3 protein-coding genes are annotated in these 5,453 nt (G+C 70.2%); all 3 read right to left on the reverse strand.

Annotated elements, in window-relative coordinates; all coding sequences use genetic code 11:
• Positions 1 to 3,194: Ig-like domain-containing protein (locus Q8Q85_01625; GenBank protein ID MDP3772944.1), on the reverse strand; the 3,194-nt coding region annotated here is incomplete at its 3' end.
• Positions 3,175 to 5,097, reverse strand: coding sequence for an AMIN domain-containing protein (locus Q8Q85_01630; GenBank protein ID MDP3772945.1), 1,923 nt, complete (start codon positions 5,095 to 5,097; stop codon positions 3,175 to 3,177). The genes Q8Q85_01630 and Q8Q85_01625, both read right to left, overlap by 20 nt.
• The coding region (locus tag Q8Q85_01635; GenBank protein ID MDP3772946.1) for a hypothetical protein at positions 5,094 to 5,453 on the reverse strand (360 nt) is incomplete at its 5' end. The genes Q8Q85_01635 and Q8Q85_01630, both read right to left, overlap by 4 nt.

Below are 5,453 nucleotides of genomic sequence, written 5' to 3' on the forward strand. Positions count from 1 at the left end.
GCCAGCTGGGTGAGGCCCGCGATGATGCCGACGCCGGCGCCCAGGATCGTGTCGCGGCGCGCCAGGCCCGGCGCCGTGTCGCGCACCGCGATGATCTGCACGGTGTCGGTCCCGACCGCCGACGAGGCCGTGCCGACCTCGTAGAACAAGTGGCCGCTCGGCGCCCCGGCCAGAGCCCGGAGGTTCTCCCACGCCATGTAGCCGCGGTTGGTAAACGGCGCTGGCTGCGCCGGCGTCGGCGTCGTCGAGTAGACCGCCAGCACGCTGTCGCACGCCGCTATCGCGCCCGCCCGGCACGTGGCGCCCACGTAGAGCGGGCGGTCCGACAGGTCGAACTCCGTGACGATGATGTCGAGGCCGCCGCCGGCGTTGGTACTCGTTTTCACCGTCTGGACGAGGTAGTTCGGCAGCCGGTGCCGGCGGCGCTCCACCCGGGCCGCCGAGACGTCCACGATCGACAGGTTCGTGCCGCCCGAGTTCGCCACGATCACGGTGTCGGCGTTGCTGCCGAGCGTGTCCCTCGGCCACAGCGCGATCCCCACCGGGCGCGAGCCGATCGGGATGCCCGGCGCGAACGTGCTGTCGTTGAGCTGGAAGATCTCGAGCCGGTTGAGCGTCGTGTTCGAGAGGTACAGCTCGTTCCGGTTCCGGTTGTAGATCGCGTCGCCGATCTGGCCGCCCAGCGGCAGCGCGATCGTCTTCCCCGCCACCACCGTCAGCGTGTCCGTCGCGGCCGGCGACGCGATGGGCGTGGTCCCGGTGGTCGAGACGCCGCGGTTCGAGGTCGGCACTACCGCGTCACGAGCGAAGGCCTCGATGGTGACTTGGCGCGGGTAAGTGGAGATGCTGTCCAGCGTGAGCTGGAACCGCTGCGTCACGTCGGTGAGGGCGCCGGAGAAGAGCACGCTGTCGGCACGCACGATGGCGCTGCTCCCCAGTTGCCGGACGACGAAGCCGACCCAGGTGATGCCGCTGGCGTCGGTGGCACGCACGCTGATGCTGTCGTCCACCTCCACGCGGCTGTCGACGGTGAACGTGACCAGGGGCGGCGTCACGTCGCCGGTGACGCTCTGCACCGTGATCGACACGCCCCCGACAGTGCCCGACGGGTCGTTCAGGGAGTCCACTCCGAATGGAGTGATGACGATGTTGCCGAGGGGCGTGCCCACGGGGATCGTCAGAGTGTCGATGAACGTCAGAGCATCTGGCAGCGCTCCCCCGGAGGGGATCGCGATGACCGAGTCCTGCGCCGTGACCACGCCGGTGGCCCGCCAGCCCAGGATGCGCACGCCCTGCGGGTCCACGCCGCTGACTTCGATCGCGACGCTCTTGCCCACCGACGTGAACGAGCCGTCGGACGGCCGGACGATCGACACGACCGGCCCGTTGACGATGCGGACCTGCGCGGTGTCGGCGCCGATGTTGCCGGAGGAGTCCTGCGCCGTCACGATGATCTGCACGTTCTCCGACGTGGAATCGCCGGGAAGAAACCGCAGGTACCGGGTGAAGGTGGTGTCGGTCGCCTGGGCCAGCGTGACCGATCGCGACACGTACCGCGTCACGGTGGTGCCGGTGCCGAGCGAGTCCACCCCGCGGAGCGCCACCCCGGCGAACACGACCCCGGCGACCCCGCGGTTGTCCTCGACCCGCACGTTGACGCGCACGCTGTCGCCGACCGTCACCGGGAAGTTGGCGACGTTAGGCAGGTTGATCGTCACCGTGGGCTTCTGGCGGTCCTCGAAGCTCACCACGATGGGCGTGCCGAGCACGGCCTTGCCCAGCTTGTCGCGGCCGAACGGCGTGATCGTGTCCACGCCGAGCGCCGTAGAGGCGGGCACCGTCAGGGTGCGGGTGATGGTGTCCTGCACCTGGAGCGGCGGGGCGATCACCGCGAGCGTGTCCGCGCCGGGCGCGACGCCCCTGGCGATGAAGCCCAGGATGCGCACGCTATCGGGGTCGCGGCCGATCAGCGTGATCGCCAGCGGGACGCCGACCGGCTGGCGGCTGCCGTTCGCCGGCGACGACACCCGGACGAACGGCCCCTGCACGATCCGGATGCGCAGCAGCACCTTGGTCCGGTTGCCGCCGACGTCGAAGATCGTGGCCTCGAGGAACACGGAATCGGACGGCGTCGAGTCGCTCACCACGGGATCGAGGATGCGCGTGAGCACCACGCTGTCCGACTGGGTGGCGAGACGCGCCACGCGGACGTTGAACCGGAGGATCTGCTGGTCCGTGCCGAGCGCCGAGTCGCCCCGCTGCTGGAAGCCGCGGAACACCACGCTGTCCAAACCCGCGCGGTCCTGGGCGCGGAAGGTGATGCGCAGGCTGTCGCCGGCCACCACCTGGGAATCCTGCGGCGGGCTGAGGAAGGTCCCGAACGGCGCCAGCGTGTCGGCCACCTGGATCGAAACGTCGGCCGAGGTGGTGTCGTTGAGCGACGGGCTGCCGTCGAAGGCGAAGGCATGGACCGTATACGTCCCCGGGTTCAGCGTGTCGGGGACCGTCAACTGGAAGGTGTCGGTCTTGGACTCGACGCGCGGCGAGTACCGGGGCTTCGCGACCTGGGTGATGGTCCTCGGCTGGCCGAGCGCGTCCCTGGTTTGGAAGAGCCGAACGCCCATCGAGTCGATGCCCGACGGATCCGTCGCCTTGACGACGACCGTGAGCGTGGCACCCGCGGCGACCGACGCGCCGCTGCCCGGCTGCCGGACGGTGATGACCGGCGGCTGCGGGTCCTCGACGACGACGTTGATGGTCGTGGTCGCGGTGTTGCCGGTGACGTCGGCCGCGGTGGCCGTGATCGCGAGGCGCTGGCCCGCCGCGTTGGCGGGGAGCGGCACGGTGAACGACCGCGTGACGTCGGTGGTTGCGGTCGTGTTGGTGGTGTCGAGCACCGTGGTGTCGAGCGTGAAGCCGCCCAGGCCCGCAACGCGCACCTGGATAGCCGCGACCTGCGCGTTGTCGGTGACGCGCACGGTGAACTTCAGGCTGTCGGTGATGTCGACGACGGTGTCGGCCGCGCCGCCCGGGAAGGTGACCGTGACGACCGGGTTCTCCGTGTCGCCGCCGGGCGGGGTGATCCCTCCGAAGCGGCCCTGCTCGCCACAGTAGGACACGGCGAGCACGCAGCCCGTGAGGGCGGCGAGGCGCGCAACGAGCCGCGGGACGCGACTACCGACGATCTTGGCCACCTGCTCCCGTCTGGTTCATGTCATCGACGATGTGCGGCGTCACCAGAATAAGCAAGTCACGCCGCCGCTCGGAGGAGCTCCGGAATCCGAACAGCCTGCCGATGACCGGTAGGTCAACAAGAAAGGGGATGCCGGTCTTCGACACCGTGACCTCGGTCACAGTGAGCCCGCCGATGACCGCCGTCTCGCCGTCGCCGACGAGCAGCTCGGTAGTGCCTTCCTGGGTGGTGAAGATGGCCCCGAGCTCTGAGACGCCGGACGCTTGCACCGCCGACCGCTCGGCGTGCAGCTCCAGGAGGATCTCGCGCGTGCCGGCCACCACGTGCGGCGTCACCCTCAGCTTGATGCCCGTTTCCTGGAACACCGTCGTGGCCCGCGCGATGCCGCCGCCGCCGCCCGCGCCGGCGCCCGCCACGTCGATCTGGCGGATGGGTGTACGCTCGCCCACGAAGATGCTGGCTTCGCGGTTGTCCACCACCGTCACCGACGGCTCGGCCTGCACGTCGGCGAGCGCCACCGTCTGGAGCGCGTCGAGGAAGGCCGTCAGGGTGAAGTTGCCGAGCACCGTCGAGTAGATGAGCTGGAGCGCGGGGTTGCCGTCCTTCAGCGCTTCGGTGGCGTTGGCGATCGCGGCGACCCCGTTGCCCCCCAGGTTGATGACGTTCACGCCGCTTTCGAAGGGCGTGGCGCCGGTGGGATCGGTCGCCAGGTCCGCCCGCTGGACCAGCCGGTTGAAGAACGCCTGGTTGGACCCGAGGTCGTAGCGGATGCCCATGTCCTCGAGGTCCGACCGGTCCACGAAGATGATGCGGGCCTGGATCGCGACCTGCGGCGTGCGCTGGTCGAGCGACTGGATGAAGGAGTCCACCATGGCGATGCGGGAGCGAAGGTCGGTCACGATGATCGAGTTGGTCGTCGTGTCAGGCACGGCTCGGCCGCGGCCGGGCGTCACCACGCCCGCCACGGAGGGCGCGAGCGACGAGGCGCGGGCGTAGTTGATCTTGATGATCCGCGTCGTCAGCGGCTCGAGCGAGTCCTGCGCGGCGAGGTTAGCCCGGCTGTCCACGCGGATGATGCCGCCGGGCAGCTCGCTCGCGGCGAGCGCCTGTCCCGCCAGGATGGCGTTGAACGCGATGTCCCAGGGCTGATCGTGGATCTCGGCGGTCACCTCGCCCGCCACGTCCTTGCCGGTGATGATGGAGCGGCCGGAGAACGCGGCGAAGTTCGCGATGACCTCCTGAATGGTCGCGCGGTCGAAGGTGACGCTGATCCGCGGCTGCTGCGAGGTCTGCTGCTGGAGCGCACTGGGGCCGACGGTCGCAGCGGCACGCGGCGCCTCGGGGGCACGCGCCCGGACCGACGGCGGGATCGCGGCCGGGAGCGCCGTGGTGGCCGCGGGCGCCGGCGTCACGACCGGAGCGGGAGGCGCGGCCGGGTTCGCGGGCGCGCGCGCCGACGCGAGGCGCGCGGCATCGCTCGACCATCCTTCGAAGACCTGCGCGGCATCGAAGGCAACGCGGACCGCGTTCTCCTCCTGGGTGACCTGGTAGTCGCGGGCTTCGTCCAGCTCCACGACCACGCGCACGATGTCGGGCCGGAACTGCGCGTACCGGATGTTGCGCACGCCGCCGCGGTTGACCCCGTCGTAAAGGATGATCGGCGCGACGAGCCGGGCGCCCACCAGGTCCACGACCAGCCGGGCGGGATCGCGCAGCACGAAGTCCGACACCTCCACCACGCCGCGCACGTCCACGACGACCTCGGCCCGTCCCGGCGATGGAAGCACGCTGACCGCCGTAACGTCGGCCGTTGGCCCTTCTTGGGCAGTTGGAGTGGCCGCCATCAGCGCCGCGAGGGACAGGAGCCCCCCGGCGGTGCGCAGGAAGAGCGGGGCTCGTCTCATGGATTGTTCGCCTCCGGTCGTGGGAGCGACAGCACTTCCTGGCGCTCGAAGCCGAATTCCTCGACTTGGAAGACAACCTCGTACCGTCTGATCTGGATGACCCGCAGCCGGCCGATCTGGTCGCCGCGGCGGAGCCGGTGCGGGCGCGGATTCCCTTCCTCGCGGACCACCGCCACGCTGTTGCCGTAACGGGAATCGAACAAGATCGACACGAGACGGAGATCCCGCAGGGTCGGCCGCACCTCGCTGGACGTGATCAAGGTCAGGAACGGGTCGCGGGTGCCCCCCTGGAAATTGAAGACCTCGCGCTGATACTCGACCCGGCTGGATTCCGCCTGCGCCGGGTCGGGCGGCGG

The sequence above is a fragment of the Gemmatimonadales bacterium genome (genome assembly GCA_030697825.1).
Lineage (GTDB): Bacteria > Gemmatimonadota > Gemmatimonadetes > Gemmatimonadales > JACORV01 > JACORV01.